The organism is Rubinisphaera margarita (assembly GCF_022267515.1).
Taxonomy (GTDB): Bacteria; Planctomycetota; Planctomycetia; order Planctomycetales; family Planctomycetaceae; genus Rubinisphaera; species Rubinisphaera margarita.
Window position 1 is genome coordinate 701,536 of sequence record NZ_JAKFGB010000012.1, and the last position, 21,222, is coordinate 722,757.

The following is a 21,222-nucleotide window of genomic DNA, read 5'->3' on the forward strand; positions in this document are numbered from 1 at the left end:
CGCCTCTCACGAACCGGACGATGGGTTCGAGTCGAGGTCGATGAGCGTTTTGAGTTAGTGGATGATGGCCTCTTCCTCTTCGTCTCGTTGTGAGAGCGCCAGAGCATCCCGACCGCTGAATTTCCAGAACAACCCGGGATGGATCAGGAACTCGCAGAAGGTGGACGTCACCAGACCGCCGAGAATCACGGTGGCGACGGGATAAAGAATTTCCCGCCCTGGCTCTCTGCCGCCGAGTACCAGCGGCAGCAATCCAATTCCGGCAGTGAGCGCGGTCATCAGCACTGGAGCCAGACGCTCCAGGCTGCCGCGAAGGATCATGTCTTTTGTGAAGTCCTCCCCTTCTTCTTTCATGAGATGGAAGTAGTGGGTGACCAGCAGGATGCCGTTTCGCACTGCGATTCCGCCAAGGGAAATAAATCCGACGAGGCTGGCGACGGTCAACGACTGTTGAGTAATGACCAGCGCCAGCACGCCTCCAATGAAAGCTGTCGGCAAAGCATTGAGGATCTGTAGCACGACACGAACAGAAGGAAAGAGCAGCAGGAGAATCACGAACATTCCCACGACCGAAACGCCGGCCAGAATGACAATCGTTCGCGTCGCGCGCTGCTGACTCTCAAACTGTCCGCCGTATTCGATGAAGTAACCTTCAGGCAGTTCAACACGCTGATCGACACGTCGCTGGATCTCCGCAACCGCACTGGCCAGGTCTCGATCCTGGGTGTTACAGCGGATCACCATACGTCGGCGGGCGTTCTCTCGATTCACGGCATTGGGACCTGCCCCGGGCCCAATCTCGGCGACTTCTCTCAATTCGATCTGACCACGTTCCTCCGGCAAGTCAATCCGCAGCCGGCCGAGATTGGCGTAGTCTGTACGATAATCTTCCTCCAGACGGATCAGCAGGTCGAAGCGCCGTTGCCCTTCCAGTACCTGGGAAACCACTTCGCCCTGCAAGGCCGTTTGCAATACATTGGCCACGTAGGCTCGTGTCACGCCGTAGAATGCCAGATCGTCGGTTCTCAGCTGGATGTGCAGTTCTTCGGTCTGCTGAATGGGCTCGATCACAGGAGGAGTAATCCCGTCGATCGACTGGACGGTCGCTCTCACCTCTTCCGACAGTTGCTGCAGCACATCGATGTCGTCACCGAAAATCTTGATCGCAATTTGAGCGTAGACCCCCGAGACCATGTGGCTGATCAGGTGAGCCAGCGGCTGCTCTACTTCGATCGAGACGCCTGGTACTTCTTCGCCCAGTTCGTCCAGGAGGTCCTTGATGATCTCGTCGCGCTCGTGTTGAGCGGCCGGATTCATGCTCAGGATGTACTCCCCCGCGTTGACGGGAGAGGCGTGCTCATCCATCTCGGCTCGCCCCGTTCTCCGCACGAAGTGCAAAATGGCACCGTCCGGATTCTTGTCTGACTTCTGCATCTCGCGCAGTTTCTGATCGATCAGTGCGGAGGACGCGTTCGATGCATCCAGCGAGGATCCGGGAGGAAGAGTGACATTGATCTGCACGCTCCCCTCGTCGAAGTCGGGAAGGAAGTTGCGTCCCAGTTGTGACATCTGCCAACCGGCAATCGCAACGACAATCCAAGTCGCGAGCAACAGCGGGCCGGGGATCGCCATGCTCAAACGAATCAGATAGCTCGCCGCCCATTTCAGGGCTCGCAGGAGTATCCCCTCCTTTTCGGCATGAGTGGCTGGAGACTTAGGGAGCAGATAATACGACAGGACGGGCGTGACCGTCAGCGAAACGAGCAATGAAGCCAGGATCGAGATGATGTAGGCCACCCCAAGCGGAGTGAAAAGGCGACCCTCCACCCCGGTGAGGGCGAACAGCGGCAGGAAGACGAGAATCACCACCGCGGTGCCGAAAACGATCGCGCTGCGAATTTCCTTACTGGCTTCATAGACGACCTGAATCGCCGGTCGAGGCTGAGTCAGCGCGTTGTTCTCTTTCAGTCGACGGAAAATGTTCTCGACATCGACAATGGCGTCGTCGACGAGTTCCCCCATCGCCACGGCGAGCCCGCCGAGCGTCATTACGTTGATCGACAGCTCGGTTCCGGATAGATATCCAATGGCTCGAAATACGAGCGTAGTAATCACCAGCGATAAAGGAATGGCCGTCAGCGTGATGAAGGTCGTCCGGAAGTTCAGCAGGAACAGAAACAGAATGATAATGACGAGCGTCGCTCCGATGACGAGCGCCTCCGCCACGTTGAAAATACCGCGATCGATAAAATTGCGCAGCTGGAACAGTTCCGGATTGATGACGATATCGGCCGTGAGAGAATCTTCAGACTGCTGGAACGCTTCTTCGAGCCGATCGGTCAACCCGCGTGTATCGACATGGGGCTGTTTGACGATCGTAAAGACAACGCCGGGGCGCCCGTTGACGCTGCCATCGCCCCGCTTGAACTCCGCTCCTTCGGTCACATTCGCGACCTGACTGAGCAGAATGGCTCGCTTGTCACTGACCTTGATTGGAATCTGCCTCAGGTCATCGACAACTCGAGATGGCTCAGGTCCAAGGCGTCCTAGAATACGGATCGGGCGTTCGGTTTCCCCGGTCACGGCATAGCCGCCACTGGTGTTAATGTTGCTGTCTTTCAGGGCCTGCTCGACATCCTGCAGCGTGATGCCGTATTCCAGAAGCGCCGCTGGGTCAATTCGGACTTGATACTGTTTGCGGTCGCCGCCGAGGATAAACGCTTCGGCAACCCCGGTCACTTTGAGAATTCGGGGTCGAATGACCCAGTCGGAAATTGTGCGTAGCGAGAGACGACGAGCTTCTGCGGAGGGAAAGTCGATCTGATGCGACTTGCCGTCGACAACAACGGTTGCCTGTTCAACGTCGTTGATACCCGCTGCAGAATCCGTGGGAACTCCGACGTCCCAACTGATTGAATCCACTGCGACCTCTTCCCAGGTCTGAACGTCCTCTCTCACCTTCGGCCGCCAGAGTTTAATCTCCTGGTCGGGATCAACGCGTTCCGCCATGAGATCGGAATCCGTGATCGGGTAAAGTTCCCCGCCGTTCGGACCCTGCTGCCGATAGATCCCGGCGACGACAATCTGCCCCATGATCGAAGCCGGTGGCGTCATCTGAGGCAGGATTCCCTCGGGCAGGATTCCATCAAGGGTGGCGAGCCGCTCCTGTACGGTTTGCCGAGCGGTTCGGATGTTGGTCTCCCAGTCGAACTCAATGTAGATGACATTCAGCCCTGCGGTGGACTGACTGCGAACGGCCTGAACACCGCTGGCACCGAGCAGCGCGATCTCGATCGGCTGAGTGACCAGCGTTTCAACTTCTTCCGTGGCGAGTCCCGGACATTCGGTGATGATGATCACTCGCGGCCTGTCGAGGTCGGGGAAGACATCGATCGGCATCTGGGTCGCCAGATAGGAGCCGTAGACGAGAACGGCCATGCTGATGACGAGAATCAGCATGCGATAGTGCAGTGAGAATCGAATAATCGCATTGAGCATGTGTGTTTCCTCAGTGAGCGGCGTGAACGGTTCCATCGGCGTGGACGTGGACATCGGCACGCATGCCACTGGCGGCCTGAGACTTCAGGATACGATTGAGAGAAGCCGCACTGCTCTGGGCGAAGAACAGTCCCGGCGTGATGCTGCCGTCGTTGGCAATCACCGTGTTCACGCGGTCCTCGTGCAGGACATGAACCGGAATGCGATTGAAGAGACTCCCATTCTGCTGAAAGACAAACGCTTCCGGACCTTCCCGGACGACGGCTCCACTGGGCAGAACGATCACGTTCGTTAACTCTTCAACCGGCACATGCAGGCGGACCCGCTGCCCGGGACGAAACCGCCAGACCACGAAGGTTTCATCATCTTTCTGGTAAGCCCGAGCCTGGTTCTGGAGCGGGATGAAGAAATCAAACGTGCGACTTTCGGTATCAATCGCGTTGGAGATGTAGCGAATCTGAAATTCCTGCTGCAGCGGAGGCCAGTGTTCTTTCACGTCTTCCGCGAACTCCACGTGGATGCTCCAGCCGAGTTGAGCGGCGTTCTCCAGATAGGGAGCTTCGCGCTTGAACGCATGCCCTTCTACATAAAGCGAACTGTGGTCGGAAAGAGTCGACAGCAGTTGACCCGCCTGGACCTGCTGCCCCAGTTCGGCCCGCAGGTCCTGCACTTCGTAGGCGATCCCCGATAGATTCCCGGAATCACTCTGAAAAGCGGTCTGCTGGATCTCCGAACTCGCTTTCGATGCCTGGAACGGCGGCGGCGCGACCACTTCAACGGTGGAAATGAACTTTCCTTCGGTGATGCTCTGGATCTGGCTGGGACTCAATCCTCTCGTCAGCAGATCCTGCCGATGCGATTGAATCAACGCTTCCTGTCGACGGAGCTGGTTGTTGAGGTCGATGATCTTCGTTCCAGCGATTCCCCCAGATTCCGCCAACGGTCCCAGCCGATCGAGCTGCTCCTGGATAAGCTGAATTTCTTTGGACGCGCTGAACAGCTCTTTCTGAGTGTTCTGCAGGTACTCGCTGAAAAGTTGAACGGTGAACAATTTGTCGCCGGGCCGAACGGTTTCTCCTGGAAACGCGTGGACTTGCGAGATCACTCCCACCGCCGGTGACGTCACTCCGCGATCCGACCGTCCGGGGCGGTCAACAACTTCTCCCGGGACTTGAATCTTCCGCCAGTATGTCTGAGGGACGACCGGCTTTGCGATCAGGCTCAGGTTCTTTCTGGCCTGTGCGGAAAGCTTCAAGACTTTTGGTTCCTCGACCGGAGAAGGCTCGACTTCGCTTTCGATGGGAGCGGCTTCTGACTGGACCAGCGGTAGCCACTGCTCCCGGGTAAAAAAAGCACCTGCGGCAACCGCACCAATCAGGAGGAATCCGACTATCGAGCCGGTGAATCGAGATGATTTCATAGGAAAGCCTCTATGGGCGCGTAATAGGAGATACAGATACCAGCGGATTTCATTGGCGGGCCGCAATTGCTTTCGGCTCGAACGAATCAGCGCGCAGGGTGGCACTTCGCGAGACGAAAATGATGCAGGGGCCGTAAAAGCAGGAAAGACAATCGGAGCGATTAAGCAGGCTCCGATCGAGCTGAATTAACAGCGAATCGCGCGCAGTTCCAGATAGAGCACACGCGGAGGCGGAGCAGAATGCAATCCGCAAACATGCGAGCGGCCGGTTGCAGCTGCTTCGAGCATGACGGGAGAATGAGTCCAGAGAATCAATACTGAACCGACGAGATCGATTCCGGCCGAATCTCTTACCAACTGAACATCATCGCAGTAGACCGCATCGGAATCATGATCCGAATTGGGTTCTTCCGACGGGCATTCATCACAGTCGTGCGATTCGTGGTGATGATGAGAATGGCTGCCGTGACCGTGATTATGCAAATGGCGATGCGGCCGCAGAGAGTGACTTCCCGGCTCGATCTCCCCTGTTCCGGCATGGGAATGCTCAACCGGCACGACGATCTGGGCCGCCAGCAGGAGAGGGATCAGGAATAGTGAGAGGAAGCTTTGCATGAATTCTCAACGGACGACAACAGTGAGCACATCAGCTAGGAAGAATAGCGCCGGCCTGATCGCTGGTCAAGATGGGACTTCCTGTTCTGGGCCTGATCTTCGCTAATAGCCCGCGCATCCTCAGACGGGGAACGCTGCTGATCACGGAGACCGAATTGAAGCTCGTGACCTGCGCCCACGCGATCCGAGGAGGAAAGCGGAAGTGAGAAGTTCTTCGAAGCTCCAGGGGCCCTGCTCTTTGTTCACTTGCCGGCGATGCGATAGGATACCGTTATCGTGGATGTCCCACGGCTAACGGTTCGTCCGATCTCGAAAGGCTTACACGATGACTCCCTTTCACATCGCGATTCCCGTTCGCGACATTGCTGAGGCACGCGAGTTCTATGGCGTCAAGATGGGACTGGCGGAGGGGCGAAGCGATACGCACTGGATTGACTGGGATCTGTTCGGCCATCAGGTAGTCACTCACTTGAACCCGGCTTTGGGGTCGAAGGGAAAAGTTGTCACCCACTGCAATCCCGTTGATTCGCACGCCGTGCCCGTGCCTCACTACGGAGTGATTCTCGACGTCGACAATTGGAAGGAGCTGGCCGACCGTGTTCGCACCTTCGTTGACGATTTCATCATCGAACCGTACGTCCGCTTTGAGGGACAGGCTGGCGAACAGCACACGATGTTCTTTGAAGACCCGAGTGGAAACGCATGGGAATTCAAGGCGTTCGTCGATGTCGAAGCACAATTGTTCGCGAAATGAACCGGCCCATCATGAAGAATGCGATGTCCCTGCTGGTCTTCATCGCCTGGTCGTGCTGCGTGTCGACCGGCTGTTTTGCTCAGGAGAAACTGCAGCTCCTCCTCGGAGAAGGCAAACCGTGGCAGACGCCAGTCTATGTGCATGATACGGGCGTCGAGGGGCCGGTTGTGATTGTCACGGGCGGGGTTCACGGCAATGAACCTGCCGGAGCTCGCGCAGCGGAGCAGATTCGCCACTGGCCAATTGTTTGCGGCAAGCTGATTGTCATACCGCGTGTCAATCGATTCGGACTCGATCAGGAGACTCGATATCTTCCCGAGGCGCCTCCCGAGCAGAAGGATTTAAACCGCAATTTCCCGAGCCCGAAAATCGCTGACGAACCTCGCGGTGAAATTGCCGAGGTCCTCTGGGATTATGTGGTCGAGCAGAATCCGGACTGGCTTTTCGACCTGCACGAAGGTTACGAGTTCAATATCTCTCACGAGCCAGGGCCCGGGAAGACGAAATCGGTCGGCTCAAGCATCATCTATGATCCAGCCCAGGGCTTTGGTCCGCTGGTTGAACGAATGCAGATGGCCGCGAATTCCACGGTGGTCGATCCTGACCGGAGATTCACACTGCGAAATCGCGGCCCTAAGAAAACGTCACTGGCGAGTGCAGTGATCGATGTGCTCGGCCGAAACGCCATGATTCTCGAGACGACTTATCAATATCAGCGGTTGCCGGTCAGAACGCGTCAACATCGAGTCATGATGAACGTCGCGTTGTCTCAGTTGGGAATGATCACCGAGGACTGCTTTGATGTCCTGACTCCCCCGGCGTCGGAGCGAGACGGGCACGTCTTTGTCGCTCTTTACGACGATGACGGCGCTTCCGATCGAGGCGTCGACAATCTCACGCATGTATTCGACGCAGCGTCTGAGATCACGGTCGTCCATCTGGGCGCCGACGAGATCCGACCGGATGTGTTGTCTCAGATTGATGCCGTCGTTTTCGGCGGCGGCAGCGGGTCCAGACAGGCGGCGACCATCGGTCCCAACGGCGCAGACTCAGTGCAATCGTTCGTGCGAGATGGCGGTGGCTATGTGGGGATCTGCGCGGGAGGATTCTTGTGCTCGGCTCATTATTCCTGGTCACTCAATCTGATCGACACCCAGGTCTTTACCGGAACACGGACTATCGAAGGGGGGGGCCCGAAATCGATGTGGTACCGCGGTCAAACCACCACCCAGAAGATGCAGCTGACCCAGGAAGGCCAGAGATTGTTCTCGGATCTTCCCGAGCATCTCGAGGTCCGGTATCACAACGGGCCGATCGTCTCGCCAAAGCACTCTGCCGATCTGGAGCCGTACACTGTGCTGGCATTCTTTCGGTCCGAGAAGGTGCTTTATCCGCCACAGGAGGGGACGATGATTAACACCCCCGCAATCGTGAGCGGCCCTTTCGGTCAGGGGCAAGTCATCTCCATCAGTCCGCATCCGGAAGCCACGGAAGGGCTTGAATCCATGGCCTCGACTGCAGTGAAAGCGGTCGCCAGAACGAGTGTTGAGCAATCGCTCTCGCTCCCGCATTCGCGTTAGATCGCTCGGCTCTCAAGCAGGGTTCAGCCGTCGGATTATCGAGACTGAACGCCGTGTCGCGGCGGATCCTCATTGGCTCCAGATGGTGGATTTGGATTCATCCACGACGGGTTGTGCGGCTGTGTCCAATCCGATGCGGCTCACTTCCGACACGCGGTTTCGCGGCGCCTTTGCGTCGATGCGAATTCCCGTGGGGCTCTTTCCAGAGGCTGAGAAGTTGCCGATAAGATTGTTGCTTGAGTCGCGTTCAATTGAAATGAGTGCGGTGGTCGGGGGACAGCCCGTGTGGGGTGTGGCGGTGCAGTTGTCGATGATGCATCCGTTCGACTGGCGGATGACAAAGCCGCCGTTCACCGTTTCTTCGTCGCGAATGGCGAACTCGTCGGCAATGCAATTTGTGATGAGGCAGTTTTCGGCAAAGTTCAACCTGAATCCGAACCGCTGCGTGCGGAGAGTGCTGCAACTACTGAACGAATTCCGCGAACCGCCCTGGGCGTAGAAGCCGCTGAAGACATCCTGAGCCGAACAACTTTCAAACCGGTTGTGGCTCGTTCTCGGGCCATTGTTCGGGTGCTTGACCTGAAAGGCCGCGAATGGCGAACCGGGATGCTGATTCGTGGCGACGCAGCCCTCGAACACTGTGAAGTTCGCTCCGTTGACGTTGAATGCCGTGCCGCGGAACCGGTCGACGGTGCAGTCACGGAAGACGTTCCCGACCGTTTCGCTCACGTCCCGCATGACCAGCTCGCCGGGAGAGGACTCCGCGTTGTCGGTGAATTCCTTGGCAATCACGCTGTAGGTGAAATTGGAGAACCGCGCCCGGCAGCCGACCACGCGTGTGGAAGAACAACCGGACAACTGAATGGCAGTTCCCACCTGGTCCGCCTGATAACGATCTTCTGAGTTGTCGACCCGGCACCGGTTCAGTTCGACCCCGTCGCATTCATAAAGCAAGATGCCGAAATTGTCCGGATTCTGAATAACGACGTTTTCAAGTCGGGCGTTGTGGCAATGCCGCAGGTGGACGGCGGCGAACGGACCCTCAACAGTTCCTGAACAATGAATGGTGATGTTCTTGAACGAAACGGGCATGCCGGTCATCTGCAGGTGCGTCGCTGCGACCCCTTCGAAGGTGATTGACGAGCGAGACGGGTGCCCCCCGTCGACGTCGACCAGCGCGACCTGCGACCAGTCCAGAACAATCGGCTGTGTGACTCGGAGATGAAGTCCGTCGAGCCGGATTGGGTTTCCGCTCTGCAGTGCCGCCGTCAGAGCCGCTGTGTGGTCGGCGAACTGATTGACGTTGTCGTCAGCACGGGCCATTGAAGGGAATGTCGGACCTGTCAGCGCGATGATGGCGACGAGTGTAAGCATCAGAGCGGTTGTGGATTTCATTAAGCAACGGCTTTCCAGCTGTGAAGTTCGTTCGTGTGATGCTACCGCAAGGCCCCTCACTGGTTCGTCTGCTGGTGCGCATTCAACCCACAGTTTGTTCCGTTCCTGCAAAGGACGTCAATTGGAGATCGGCATTGTCCGGAATCGACTTTGGCCACCAGAACGCGCAATCGGTCAATATGAAGGAATGATGAAAACTTGCGGCGACTCGCTGCATGATTGTAGACAGGCGAACATGGTTCCGTTCTGATGTCTGGGCTCGCCCCTCGCTTTTGAGAAATACTTTCGTCAACCCACGGCTGAATTGTCAGAGGAGTTCAGAATGAGATGTGCTGCCCGTGCGACCTGTTTTTATATGTTGTTCGTGACACTGTCACCAGTCGCTTTCGCGCAGGTCTCTCAGGAGACGGTCGACTCGCTTGCCGCTCCTGAACAACTCAAGACCCGGATTGGGGAGCTCGAGTTTGATAAAGGGGTTCCGAGCGAGAAGACGGCTCAGACAGTTCGCGACGCTGTTGATTTCGGGCGGGCGCTCGATGTTTACAACAACAGCTTTCGCGGAGCTTCTGCCCTCGCTCTCGTGAAGGGCTTTCAAGAGGTCGGAGCCGAAAGCGGCGACATCATCCTCTTCGAAGAGCTGATGGATTCGAATTCGCTCTTCCTCACTGCGAACGCCGACACGATTTACTATCTCGGATGGATCGACCTTTCAAATGGACCGGTTGTTATTAATCAGCCCTCGGGGGGATTGGGAGCGATCAATGATATGTGGTTCCAGTGGGTGATCGATATCGGCCGCCCCGGGCCTGATCGCGGTCTCGGCGGCAAGTATCTGATTGTCGGTCCTGAATACGACGGTCCCCTCCCACAGGGCGGCTACTTCGTCGCACATTCGCGAACGAATACGGTGCTTTATGCGTTGCGGGCCTTCATCGACAACGGCAACGATCCAAAGCCCGCCGTCGAAAACATCAAGGCCAACCTGAAGATCTATCGCTACGCTCCCGGAAGCTATGGCACACCGATCGCGGAGGCGCTTGAAGGGAAAGTTCGACTTGCCGGGGAACCGAAGATTCCTGAAACGAAGTTCATCAACGGCACCGGACGTTCCTTCAATACCATCCCGCCGAGCGACTTCGGTTTCTTCGAGATGATCAACGAGAATGTCCAGAACGAACCGGCAACCAGTTACGACAGAGAACTCGCCGGGCAGCTGTCGGCGATCGGAATCCAGCATGGCACGGAATTCAAGCCGGACGACCGGATGAAGAAGATTCTGACCGACGCCGCCGCGGCGGGACAGGCCTACGGCCGCACGCTGCAATGGTATTTCCCGACGTTGAAGCCGGAGTGGGCGTACTACGAAGGCTCGTATTGGGGCAATATGCTGTTTGAGGGGGGAGCATTCTTTGAGACTCCGCCGCCCGCTTATGAGAACGGGATGTTCAAACCCTACCCGAACACCGGAGCGACAACGCTCGATTCGCGGACCGCGTTCTACTATGCCTACACGCTCGATTCTCCCGGAATGATCATGAGGATTCCCGGCGTGGGATCTCAGTATCTGATGAGCTTTCTCGATGGGGACGGAAAAGCTTTTGATGGGGCAAAGACGTATCAGGTCACCCTTCCGAAAGGGATCCCGGCTGCGGCGTTCTGGTCACTTACGCTCTACGATAATCAGACCCGCTCGATGCTGCAGACTCCCCAGAAATATCCGCGGGCTGGCAGTCAGAGCTTTCCTTCGCCAGCCGCAGTCGCCGCGGAAGACGGCAGCACCACGGTCTATTTCAGTCCGGAACAGCCTGAAGGGGTCGAGCGTGGCAACTGGATTCAGACGGATCCGAAGCGGGGCTGGTTTACGATTCTGCGTTTCTACAGCCCGAAACCGGCGTTCTTCGACAAATCGTGGCAACCGAGCGAGATCGAACCGGTGGAGCAGACACGGTAAGAAAGTCTGCGTCTTAGCCGCATAGTTCTTGATCGAACTAACCGATACATCCGCGCGAAGCGGAACTTCGAAGATCGATCGCATTGAGCGTGCGGATGGCTCCGATATGACTGAACAGACGGATTGTGTGTTCAGCCCCGAGTCGACAGGACGTGAAACATGGTGCGAAGACGACTCTTGAAGTCATTCACTTGCCTGCTCAGTTTGGGCATCCCCGTAGCAACTCATGCGGCGAGCTGTGAGTTTTCGCCCTGGCTGACGAACGCCGATGCGGAAGTCGTCCTGTGTTCAGCGGAAGAACTTTGCTGTGATTCCTGTATCGACGAGGACTGCTGTTCGGAACTGAGTCTGCTGGAACGGATGGCGGAATCGGGGATCACGTTCAACGCCAATCTGTATCAGATGTATCAGGGCACGGCGGCCGGTGGCGTGCGGCAGGAATTCGACTACGGCGGCCATGGCGATTACATCGCCAATCTCGACCTGGGCAAGTTGGCAGGCCAGGAAGGTCTGTTCCTGAAGTTGCGAGCCGAGCATCGCTTCGGGATGCGGGGTGGACCGCCTGATGGCGTCATTCTGCCTTCGGCGATCTCAACCTCCCTTCCCGGCGACACCGACGATCTTCTACTGACCAACGTTCTCTTTACTCAGTTTCTGAGCGAAGAGTTTGCGGTTTCGTTTGGCAAACTGGATACATTCGACTCCGACCAGAACGCGTTCGCTTCAGGCCGAGGTCTCTCTCAGTTCTCAAACGTGGCGATGGTGGTCAACCCGGTGGCGTTCCGGACGGTGCCGTATTCAACTCTCGGAGTCACGTTCAGCTACTTGAAGGACAAGGAGCCGATCTTCAACTTCAGTGTGCTCAATACCATCGACACGGCTTCGACCGACGGATTCGGGCAGCTGTTCGATCAGGGCGCGACGCTGGCTGCTGAAACACGTCTGCCAACAGACTTCGGCGGTAAGCCGGGACATCAGGTTCTGGGAGCCACCTGGAGCAGTCGCCAGTACACCGATCTTGGTGGCGACCCCCGCTTGAGTGTCACCCGAGTCGGCATTCCTCAGCAGACAGGTTCGTGGTCGGTCTACTGGAATGCGGATCAGTATCTGATTTATGAGGATGACTGCTGCACCGAAGAGGCCCGTGGCTGGGGCGTGTTTGGTCGTGCGGGGATTGCCGATGAGGACACGAACCTCGTCGAATACTTCCTGAGTTTCGGCGTCGGCGGGAACGCGATGATTCACGGACGCGAACAGGATTACTTCGGGATTGGCTGGTATCAGGTTGGCAGCAGTGACGCGCTCAATCCGATCACAGCGAACGCTCTGAACATCGGACTGCAGGGCCAGGGGATCGAAATGTACTACCGCATCCAGGCGACCGACTACCTGCAGATCACACCGGATGTGCAGATCCTCGACCCGGCCCGAAACGGGATCGATACCGCCTACCTGTTCGGACTGCGGGCCCTGCTCGCCTTCTGAATGACGTGCAGGTCACTCGGGGTAGATGATCCTCCAGTCCTGTTTCATATCGACAATGCTCCATTTGGTGTCTCGAGCGACTGTCAGCGCTTTGTCGAGTCGTCCGATGTGGGAATCCTTATCGTAGGCCCACTCGCGAGTGGCGTCGGTATGGTGAACCAGAACGCATAACGACGGACCGGTTCGACCGGCTGTCCATTGCAACATCTGCAGATCGCCATCGCTGTTCCCGAAGGCAGCGACCGGGCGGCGACCGATGAATTTGTTAATGGCGACCGGCTTGCCCTCTTTGTCGTCGATGAAGTCGATCTCGGCTTTCCGCTCGATGACCGGGATCCCCTCTCGAATCCGGAACTCGGTGACGATGCTGCTGCCGATGACCTGCTCCGGCGGGACGCCGTAAACCCGCTCGGCGAAGACCCGCATGAATTCGACCCCGCCACCGGAAACGATGTAGGTCTTGAAGCCATTGGCTCGCAGATAATTGAGGACCTCCAGCATTGGCTGGAAAATAAGTTCTGTGTAAGGCACCTTCTTCGTGGGGTGTTTCGCGTTCTCGATCCATTGGTGAACGGTCGCGGCGAATTCCTCCGTGGTCATCCCCGCATGAGTCGTCGCGATGATCTTTAACAGACCTTCTTTGCCGGATTCGACAACCGCTTTGAGATCACCGTCCAGAACTGCCTTGAACGGCGCCTCGTTCTTCCATTCGGGATGATCGGCCGCCATTTCCCGCACTCGGTCGAGCGCGAAGAGCAGCTGAAAGTAGGCCGGCTGTTCCGACCAGAGAGTGCCATCATTGTCGAAAACGGCAATTCGATCTTCCGGAGCTATGTACTTCTCGCAGCCGTCACTTTTGGCACATTCCACGAAGTCGATAATCGAGGTCTTCGCCGGACCATCATTCCACGATGGCAACGGGTCTTCTGCGAATGAAGAGTTCTGCAGGCCGACCGCGAACACGGTCAGTAACAGAGCCAGCCGCAGCTTCAGGCTGCGCCCCTCGGAGAATCGATTGTGGTCTCTGTTCATTGTTCGTCTCCTTCGGCGGGCTCATCCAACCGGACGAGCAGGTACGTCTGCGTCTGTTCGGTTCCGAAGTGCACGAGCAATGGAACTTCATCCTGCGTCAGGTTATAGAGGCCGGTTTCCGCGACAAGGGTGTCGCTGTCACCCATACGGAACGCGACGCGCTGTGTCTGTTTATCGACCTGACCCTGAATGGTTTGAGTCTGGTCGGACTGGGTGTTGTAAAGCGTGCCGCTGATGATGCCCTGACGATCGACCGCCAATTGCACCACGCGACTGGGATCGATGTCGTTCTCTCCTGTGGAGAGCGCGAACGTTCCCAGCGGCATCCATTCCGCCGAATCGGCTTCCTGTTCCGACGCGGGGGGAGCGACGGTCGCCAGTTCGCCGGCGGACATGGCAAAGTCATCCGCCGAAGAAATCGGCTCTCCGGCAAGATAAACGGTGTCACCTTCGTAATAGACGTTCCCGCCACTGCCGTAGTCATAGTAGACCGGCTGCTGCCAGGAACTGGAATTTGCATTCCACCAGACAAACCAGGTTCCGAAGCTGCCCCAGGCCGGCCGACGCCACCAGTAACTCCAGTGGTATCTGTTGTAGTGGGAGCAGTAATGCCAGCCGGCGACGCCGTGATAATGGTTGGACCACCAGCGATCATTGAAGCAGTTGTGGTATCGTCCGTAATCCCAGTGATGACGGACCCCTCCACCCCAGTTGTCCCAGTAGCGCCGGCGTTCAGCCGGGAGCGTCGTCACGCGATTCCCCTGATTGTTGATCGCGTTCGTCCAGCGGTTGTGAATATTGATGTTGGTGCTGTTATCGATGTTGATCCAGCCCGGCTTGTTATTGATGATGTTATTGTGCGAACCGGAGCCGTCGATCCAGCCGGGACGATTGCCGGCGGGACGGTTCTCGGGCCGAGAGCCTGGTCTGCTGTCGGGGCGGTTAACCGGTCGGTTATCTGGACGGAAGCCGGGTTGAGTTTCTGGCCGCAACGGTTTGTCGATCCCGAGAAAGTCACCCAGATCGCCTGGTTGAGGACGCCCTCCCCCGGGGAACGAGGGGGTGCCGCCGGGACGATTTCCGCCGCCGGGCAACGACGGACGGTTGTCTCCCCCCGGACGTGAGGGGCGATTGCCTGCGTCGGGAAGAGAGGGGCGCTCTCCGCCACCGGGACCCACGTTGCCCGGCCGAGTTTGCGGACGGGAGCCACCGCTTGGGAATGACGGCATATTCGGAATGCTGATATCCGGCCGATTCCCACTGGGCAGACTCGGTCGTTGTCCACCTGGTCTGTTCGGCAGGGACGGTTTGAACCCGCCACTGGGCGGACTGATGTTCGGGCGTGATGGCGTCGAGGGCCTCGCCGTGGGACGGGACGGTGCTGATGGACGTGACGAAGGTCGTGAGATATTCGGGGCGCTGATATTCGGACGGGAGGTTGGTCGCGATGCACCGCCTCCACCACCGGGACGCCCTCCCCCGCCGCGAGACACGCCGCCGCCACGTCCCCCAAATCCCGCGTAAAGCGGGATCGCGAGTGCCGCACAACACAGGATTGTGAAAAGTGTTCTCAGTCGGGCCATTGAATCAATGCATTTCATTCCTGGCCTCCTTCATTCGCCGCTGCAGTCTCACTGGCGATGCGCGTCACCGTGACAGGTTCGCGAGCCGGCTGAAGTTCGCCGTTGATGGAATGGCTCGCCAGTTGAACGCGCATTGAGTCTTCAGCAATATCGCTGATCACTCGCAGGCTGTCGGCGACATCTCCTTCGGCCAGAGTGTGTACTGACTGCACGACCCACTTATCGCCATTCTTCGTCCAGAAGCCGGAACCAAACGATCCATCGGAGAAGAACGACCAGGACCGGATCTGGCGAACCTGGGGATCCCAGCCAATGATCTCGGTCCCTTCTGAAACTGTCTCACCCAGGCTGACGGAAAACGTCCTGATCAGGTAGACCTCCCCGCGAGACCAGCGACACGACGTCGCCACATCCGCCCCCTCGGTCTGATCCTTCCAATCCCCGATGAGCCATTCGAGTTCGGCGAGCTCTTCGCGGGCGGACTTGATCGGCTGACTCGTCTCGGTGATCGATTCGATCAGCCACTCATCATCAATTTGCACGAAAAGAATAATGAACGAGCTCGTCTCGGCTGTGCCGTCTTCGAGCACAAGCTGAGTGCTTCCAGTTACTTTCGCCGCTGTCTCTCCCAGAAGCTTGATCTCATCCACCGAGCCGGTCAGTCGGGCTCCGGGTTGTGTGCTAAGAAAGCTGCTTAGCTCGGCCACAATCTGCGTCCTGCCCTGCGTCGAGCCGCCGAGCGTGAGATTCGCGAAGACTCCGTCTTCCGCCCAGAGTTGAGCGATCTTGTCTGTATCGCCCTGGTTGAAGTACTCGACATAGGACTGGATCTGCTTCCGGATTACGTCCTGGCTGCCGGACGCATTCTCCTCGGCGATCGCCATTGTGGTAAAACAGGAGAGTAGACAAAACGCAAAGAGAGCTCGGAGCACTCGCATGGTCGTTCCTTCTCGTCAGAACAGGAGGGGTGAGCAGAACTGGGAATCAGTCATTGCTTTCTTGCCTGTCGATTCCTCATGCGAGTGGCCCATAACGCATCCGACACTGTGCTTCCGTACCGGCAAGTCTCGACATCCTGCCAAGATTTAATTCGCTCCGCAACAATAGATCTGTGATTCGACACCATGGAGATAATGTTCAACGCCTTCATCGGAGTCCCATAGGAAAGACATTCGTTCTTCATTATTCTCTGCGTCAGTCGACATTGATCTGCCGTTCTTCCGGCCTCGCTTTATGGACCCGAGTTATATGATGCGCTCCTGCCAACGGTTCTCGATCGTGCTGCTCATGATGGGCCTGGAATTAAGCGCCATGGAGATTCACGCCCAGGAAGCGGCTCCTTACTTTGAAGGAGATCGCATCCTTGTGAATGCCCGGATCAACGAGCAGCCCGTTCGCCTGCTCTACGATACCGGTGCTTCGTTCTCGGCAATCTTGAGCAGTGCGGCCGAACGACTGAAGATTGAGATCGACGCCCAACGCGAGCAGCAGCTCGGGAACTACCGGGTGCCGATCGGCCGGACCGCTCCTGTGGAGTTTGCGATGTTCGGCCAAACGATGACGACCCCGCTTCGTGTGGTGGTGAGTCCCCGAAAGGCTCCGTTCGATGGCGTTCTGAGCTGGCGAAACGTTAACTCGGCTCACGTGCTGATTGATGGCTACGACCGCCGTGTGCTGACGCTTAATCGCCTGCCCGAGCGAGGTTGGCAGCGATGGCAACTCGAAGCCGAGAACTCGCAGCTCTTCTTTGCCGTCACCCATGAGGGCAAGGAGATGGGTCGCGTGTTCGTCGATACGGGGACCAGCTGTGGGCTGAGGCTGTCTCCACAGCTGTGGAGACAATGGCGGGAAGAACATCCTGAAGCTGGTGTAACGCTGGAGACGTTTCAGTATTTCGTTGGCGATGTCGAATCCTATGAGCTTTCATGGGCGGAAGAGTTCTCGCTGGGAGATCTGACCTTTCGCGACGTCGATCTCAGTGTGATCCCGGAATCCGAAGAAGACATGGCGATCGACGCGGCCGGGAAAGAGTTCATCGCCATGATCGGAATTCGGGCACTCCGGAATCTGCGGATCATCATCAGCCGGGAGGAGAAGATGCTGCTCACACAGCCCATCGCGTCGATTCCCGACCACAATCGCCTGGGAGCGGTTTTCATTCCCGACCCGGATGACGAATCGGTATTACGTTGCCGCGTACTGGACGGTTCGCCCGCCGCGAAAGCCGGACTGAGAAATGGCGATGTTCTGGCGTCGATCGACGATTTTAACTTCAGTGGACGAGATGAGTCCGGTCCACGAAATCCTTCGACGTTCTTCTCTGGACCGGCGGGAACACGGCTCGCTATTGCCGTGAGACGCGACGGGGAACTGCTCGACGTTCAGGTGCAGCTGGAAGATCTGCTCCGCTGAGACATCCGAGTGAGCGGAAGTGGATCGATCAGTCGCAACCGATCGCGTCATACTTTAGAATTCGCTGATGCGTTCCGATGGGATCGCGTACCTTCATCGAGAATCTCTGACACCAATCCTCGAGCAAGATCTGCCTGCCATGCTACGAATTCTTCTGATCGTTACCCTTTCACTGCACTTCGCCGCTCAGGTTCAAGCCGAAACGACGAAGCCGAATGTTGTCGTCTTTCTGGCCGACGATGCCGGCTGGGGGGACTACAGCGAGAACGGAAACCACCAGACGAGAACGCCGAATATCGATTCCATCGCCCAGGCGGGGGTTACGCTTGATCGCTATTTCGTCTGCCCGGTCTGCTCGCCGACGCGAGCGGAGTTTCTCACCGGACGATACCACCCGCGTGGTGGTGTTCGCGGCGTCTCGACTGGTCAGGAGCGGTTGAATCTCGATGAGGCGACGGTCGCTGATGCCTTTAATAAGGCAGGCTATGCGACTGGCGCCTTCGGCAAATGGCACAACGGCAGTCAGTATCCCTACCATCCCTGTGGGCGAGGATTCGATGAGTACTTTGGCCATACCGCCGGGCACTGGGGCGAATACTTCGATGCTCCTCTCGAAGAAAACGGCAAGATGATTCGCACGGAAGGGTACATTGCCGACGTCTGCACCGATCGCGCGATCGAATTTATCAATCGAAATCAATCGCAGCCGTTCTTCTGTTACGTACCGTACTCCACGCCGCATTCCCCCTGGGCGGTGCCACAGGAGTACTGGAATGAGTACAAAGACATGCCGATTGAACAGACCGCGACCGAGCCCCAGCGGGAAGAACCGGATCATACCCGGTGTGCTCTGGCGATGGTCAAGAATCAGGACGACAACGTTGGCCGCGTGCTGAACCGGTTGGAGGAACTGGGAGTCGCTGAGAATACGATCGTGGTTTACTTCTCCGATAACGGCCCCAACAGCTGGCGCTGGAATGGTGGCATGAAGGGCCGCAAGGGAAGCACCGACGAAGGAGGTGTTCGCTCGACGTGCTACATCCGCTGGTCGAACAAACTGCCTGCAGGCACCACGGTGACTCAGATCGCCGGGGCGATTGACCTGCTGCCGACGCTGACGAGTCTCGCCGGGATCGAACGGATCGGAGACAAGCCACTTGACGGACGTGACCTCAGTCCGCTGCTCATGGGCAAGCAGACCAAATGGTCAGATCGAACGATCTTTTCAACTTGGGCGGGGCGAACCAGTGCCCGCACTCAGCAGTTCCGCCTCGATCATCAAGGCAACCTGTATGACATGGTCGCCGATCCCGGTCAGACGCAGCCGGTGAATAAGCAGCACGAGCAAACGGCGAAGCGACTGAAAGCCGAGGTCGAAGATTGGAAGATGAATGTACTCAACGCGGATCGAGACGGAGCGGATCGGGAAAAGAAGAAGCGGAACGCAGTCGATTCACGCCCGTTGACCGTCGGCTATCGCGAGTTCCCAATCACCATGTTGCCGGCTCGGGATGGGGACCCCGAAGGAGGTGTTGAACGCAGCAGCAGTGCTCCGAACTGTTCCTATTTCGTGAACTGGACCAGCGAAGAAGGCCGCATGGTCTGGTTGCTCGATGTGCATACCGCTGGCCGTTACGACGTGACAATTGATTACACCTGTCCGGTCGACGACGCCGGCTCGCAGATTGAACTCTCCTGCGGCAATCACAATCTGAAAGGACGCGTCGAGCCGGGCTGGGATCCGCCGCTCTACACGAATCAGGACACCCTGCCCCGTCCGCCGGCGGAATCGCAGATGAAGCCGTTCCGGACACTGCATCTGGGAGAGATGAAACTCGACAAGGGCGAAGGCGAACTCGTGCTGCGGGCTCTGGAGATCCCGGGCGATTACGTCATGGATGTCCGCCGTGTCACGCTGACGCTGCTGGACTGAATGACCTCTGCCAGAATCGACGATGTGACTGTCTGACTGTTTCGCGGACCCTCCGCAATAAAGAGATCGCCATTATGAGAATCCTGCTTCTATTGTTCTTCGCTGTCGTATTCACGGCGCCGCTCGAAGCCGCCGAGCTTCCCAATATCATTCTCATGATGGGGGACGATCACGGCTGGGAAGAAACCGGCTATAACGGACATCCCTATGTCAAGACGCCGGTACTCGACGAGATGGCCAGTTCCGGTCTGAAGTTCGACCGCTTTTACGCCGCTCATCCGAGTTGCTCGCCGACACGAGCCAGCTTTCTGACGGGCCGTCATCCGAATCGAATGGGAACGTTTGCTCCAGGCTGGTCACTCCGGCCCGAAGAGATCACGATCGCTCATCTTCTGCAGAAAGCGGGCTACCGCTGCGGTCACTTCGGCAAGTGGCATGTGGGCACCGTTAAAGAAGGTTCTCCCACCAATCCCGGAGCGATGGGATTCGATGAATGGGTCTCCCATGACAACTTCTTCGAGATGAATCCGACTCTCTCCCGTAATGGTGCCACCCCCACAGTCTACGAGGGCGAAAGCTCGGCCATCCTGATCAAGGAAGCGATTCGATTCATCGATGCATCGGCTAAGGAGAAGAAGCCGTCGCTCACCGTGATCTGGTTCGGCTCGCCACATGAGCCCTACAGTGGACTGGCGGAGGATCTCGCTTTGTACGACGATCTTCCCGGCAAGTACACGAAAAAAGTGAAGCTGACCTCCAACGAGACGGGACAGCAAACGACCCGGCCGCAGGGCGAAGTGTTGCGCGAGCGGTATGCGGAAATCACGGCCATGGACCGGGCGATCGGGTTCCTGCGGGATCATCTCGAAGAAGAAGGCCTTCGCGAGAACACCGTCCTGTTCTACTGCGGCGACAACGGAACTTCCGGCGACTCTGCGCTGGGCGAGCCGCACCGGGGAGTGAAAGGCCAGGTTTACGAGGGAGGCATTCTTGTCCCCGGCCTCGTGGAATGGCCGGCTCGAATCCTCGATCCGAAGACAACCAGCGTTCGGGCCAGCACAAGCGATCTGCTTCCGACCCTCGGTGCGATCACCGGACAGTCGCTGCCGGATCGCCCGCTCGATGGGATCGAACTCAATCCGATCATTGGCGGAAACGAAGAGCGAACCAACCCGCTTTACTTTTGGGAATTCGAAATGTCTCACGTGCGGAAGGCGAAAACGGAACCGTGGATCGACCCGGCTCTGCAGGAAGGAACGACTCCGCTGGTGAAGTTCATGAACGGCAAGCCGACGCGCGATTTCGTGAACTTCAAACATCCGCCCGTCTCAGATGCCGACTACGAAGGGCCGCGAGCCATCATTGACGGGGATCTGAAACTGGTCGTCCACGAAAAGGGCGGGAAGCCGCGTGTGGAACTCTTCAACCTCACCAGTGATCCAGCCGAGAAGAACAATCTGGCCGACAAGCGTGCGGATGACGTGAAACGCCTGCAAAAAAGGCTGCGCGACTGGCAGTCATCGGTTCTGAACAGTGTTTCCGGCGACGATTACGACAACTAACC

General features: G+C 57.5%; 14 protein-coding genes. 8 read left to right on the forward strand and 6 right to left on the reverse strand.

Annotation, left to right across the window (positions count from 1 at the left end; all coding sequences use genetic code 11):
* Nucleotides 1–54 precede the first annotated feature (54 nt).
* Together L1A08_RS11185 and L1A08_RS11190 are read right to left on the reverse strand one after the other, a co-directional pair.
* On the reverse strand, nucleotides 55–3,498 hold the full coding sequence (locus tag L1A08_RS11185) for an efflux RND transporter permease subunit (protein WP_390896875.1): 3,444 nt from the start codon (nucleotides 3,496–3,498) through the stop codon (nucleotides 55–57).
* 10 nt (nucleotides 3,499–3,508) lie between these two features.
* Nucleotides 3,509–4,918 carry an efflux RND transporter periplasmic adaptor subunit gene (locus L1A08_RS11190; protein ID WP_238756482.1) on the reverse strand — a complete coding sequence of 470 codons (1,410 nt, stop codon included), beginning with the start codon at nucleotides 4,916–4,918 and terminating at the stop codon, nucleotides 3,509–3,511.
* Nucleotides 4,919–5,308: 390 nt separating this feature from the next.
* On the opposite strand from L1A08_RS11190, the gene L1A08_RS11195 reads away from it, so the two are divergent.
* The 3 genes from L1A08_RS11195 to L1A08_RS11205 all read left to right on the forward strand — a co-directional run bounded on the left by L1A08_RS11195 (nucleotide 5,309) and on the right by L1A08_RS11205 (nucleotide 7,867).
* On the forward strand, nucleotides 5,309–5,515 hold the full coding sequence (locus L1A08_RS11195; protein ID WP_238756483.1) for a hypothetical protein: 207 nt from the start codon (nucleotides 5,309–5,311) through the stop codon (nucleotides 5,513–5,515).
* A gap of 343 nt (nucleotides 5,516–5,858) precedes the next feature.
* Nucleotides 5,859–6,287 carry a VOC family protein gene (locus tag L1A08_RS11200; protein WP_238756484.1) on the forward strand — a complete coding sequence of 143 codons (429 nt, stop codon included), beginning with the start codon at nucleotides 5,859–5,861 and terminating at the stop codon, nucleotides 6,285–6,287.
* Nucleotides 6,288–6,298: 11 nt separating this feature from the next.
* Nucleotides 6,299–7,867 (forward strand): BPL-N domain-containing protein, encoded by a 1,569-nt coding sequence (locus tag L1A08_RS11205; RefSeq protein ID WP_238756485.1) that lies wholly within the window; start codon nucleotides 6,299–6,301, stop codon nucleotides 7,865–7,867.
* Nucleotides 7,868–7,936: 69 nt separating this feature from the next.
* Here the strand turns inward: L1A08_RS11205 and L1A08_RS11210 are convergent, their stop codons facing one another.
* On the reverse strand, nucleotides 7,937–9,262 hold the full coding sequence (locus L1A08_RS11210; protein ID WP_238756486.1) for a right-handed parallel beta-helix repeat-containing protein: 1,326 nt from the start codon (nucleotides 9,260–9,262) through the stop codon (nucleotides 7,937–7,939).
* A 322-nt stretch (nucleotides 9,263–9,584) separates the two neighbouring features.
* Here L1A08_RS11210 and L1A08_RS11215 point away from each other — a divergent pair, with 322 nt between their 5' ends.
* Both L1A08_RS11215 and L1A08_RS11220 read left to right on the forward strand, forming a co-directional pair.
* Nucleotides 9,585–11,213 (forward strand): DUF1254 domain-containing protein, encoded by a 1,629-nt coding sequence (locus L1A08_RS11215; protein ID WP_238756487.1) that lies wholly within the window; start codon nucleotides 9,585–9,587, stop codon nucleotides 11,211–11,213.
* Nucleotides 11,214–11,390: 177 nt separating this feature from the next.
* The gene (locus L1A08_RS11220; protein WP_238756488.1) at nucleotides 11,391–12,698 is read left to right on the forward strand and encodes a carbohydrate porin; all 1,308 of its coding nucleotides are present in this window, start codon (nucleotides 11,391–11,393) and stop codon (nucleotides 12,696–12,698) included.
* Between the two features lie 12 nt (nucleotides 12,699–12,710).
* On the opposite strand, the gene L1A08_RS11225 is transcribed toward L1A08_RS11220, so the two are convergent.
* From L1A08_RS11225 to L1A08_RS11235, 3 genes are all read right to left on the reverse strand, one after another.
* On the reverse strand, nucleotides 12,711–13,730 hold the full coding sequence (locus L1A08_RS11225; protein ID WP_238756489.1) for an HAD family hydrolase: 1,020 nt from the start codon (nucleotides 13,728–13,730) through the stop codon (nucleotides 12,711–12,713).
* Nucleotides 13,727–14,959 carry a proline-rich domain-containing protein gene (locus L1A08_RS11230; protein ID WP_238756490.1) on the reverse strand — a complete coding sequence of 411 codons (1,233 nt, stop codon included), beginning with the start codon at nucleotides 14,957–14,959 and terminating at the stop codon, nucleotides 13,727–13,729. The genes L1A08_RS11225 and L1A08_RS11230 overlap by 4 nt, the downstream gene beginning before the upstream one ends.
* A 368-nt stretch (nucleotides 14,960–15,327) precedes the next feature.
* Nucleotides 15,328–16,251, reverse strand: coding sequence for a YybH family protein (locus L1A08_RS11235; protein ID WP_238756491.1), 924 nt, complete (start codon nucleotides 16,249–16,251; stop codon nucleotides 15,328–15,330).
* 310 nt (nucleotides 16,252–16,561) lie between these two features.
* On the opposite strand from L1A08_RS11235, the gene L1A08_RS11240 reads away from it, so the two are divergent.
* The 3 genes from L1A08_RS11240 to L1A08_RS11250 all read left to right on the forward strand — a co-directional run bounded on the left by L1A08_RS11240 (nucleotide 16,562) and on the right by L1A08_RS11250 (nucleotide 21,220).
* On the forward strand, nucleotides 16,562–17,725 hold the full coding sequence (locus tag L1A08_RS11240) for an aspartyl protease family protein (RefSeq protein ID WP_238756492.1): 1,164 nt from the start codon (nucleotides 16,562–16,564) through the stop codon (nucleotides 17,723–17,725).
* Between the two features lie 139 nt (nucleotides 17,726–17,864).
* Entirely contained in the window at nucleotides 17,865–19,658 is a 1,794-nt protein-coding gene (locus L1A08_RS11245; RefSeq protein ID WP_238756493.1) for an arylsulfatase, read from the forward strand.
* Nucleotides 19,659–19,732: 74 nt separating this feature from the next.
* Nucleotides 19,733–21,220, forward strand: a complete 1,488-nt coding sequence (locus L1A08_RS11250) for a sulfatase family protein (protein ID WP_238756494.1) — start codon at nucleotides 19,733–19,735, stop codon at nucleotides 21,218–21,220.
* Nucleotides 21,221–21,222: the final 2 nt, after the last annotated feature.